Here is a 778-nt window from a genome sequence, read left to right as displayed (position 1 = left end):
GTCGGCGATGACCGGCACGTTGGCGGTGCGCGCCGCCTTGGCCGATTCCATGATCGCGGTGAGCTGCGGCACGCCGACGCCGGCGACGATGCGGGTGGTGCAGATCGAGCCCGGGCCGATGCCGACCTTGATGCAGTCGGCGCCCGCATCGATCAGCGCCTTGGCGCCGTCGGCGGTGGCGACGTTGCCGGCGATCAGGGATACGCGGTTCGACACCCGCTTGATCCGCGTCACCTGGTCGAGGACGGACTGCGAGTGCCCGTGGGCGGTGTCGACCACGATGCAGTCGACCCCGGCGTCGATCAGCAGCATCGCCCGCTCATAGCCCTTGTCGCCGACGGTGGAGGCCGCCGCGACGCGCAGCCGCCCCTCGCCGTCCTTGCTGGCGGTCGGGTGCTGCGTCGCCTTTTCGATGTCCTTCACCGTGAGCAGGCCGACGCAGCGGAAGTCGTCGTCGACCACCAGCAGCTTTTCCAGGCGGTGGTGGTGCAGCAGGCGCCGCGCCTCCTCCTTGCTGACGCCCTCGCGCACGGTGATGACGTTCTTGGTCATCAGCTCGCTCACCGGCTGGTCCGGATGGTCGGCGAAGCGCACGTCGCGGTTGGTCAGAATGCCGACCAGCTTGGTCGGCCGCCCCGGCGCGCCGCCGCGCTCGACCACGGGAAACCCGGATATGCCGTGGCGCTTCATCAGCGCCAGCGCGTCGGCCAGCGTCTCGTCGGGGAAGATGGTGATAGGGTTGACCACCATGCCGCTCTCGTAGCGCTTGACCTTGCGC

At 69.5% G+C, this 778-nt stretch carries 1 protein-coding gene; it reads right to left on the bottom strand.

Going from position 1 to position 778, the window contains the following annotated elements; all coding sequences use genetic code 11:
- The coding region (locus GSQ79_RS25330) for an IMP dehydrogenase (protein WP_246725581.1) at positions 1-778 on the bottom strand (778 nt) is incomplete at both ends.

The organism is Beijerinckia sp. L45 (assembly GCF_009765775.1).
In the GTDB taxonomy this organism is placed as follows: domain Bacteria; phylum Pseudomonadota; class Alphaproteobacteria; order Rhizobiales; family Beijerinckiaceae; genus RH-AL1.
This window is presented reverse-complemented; position numbering and strand designations above follow the sequence as displayed.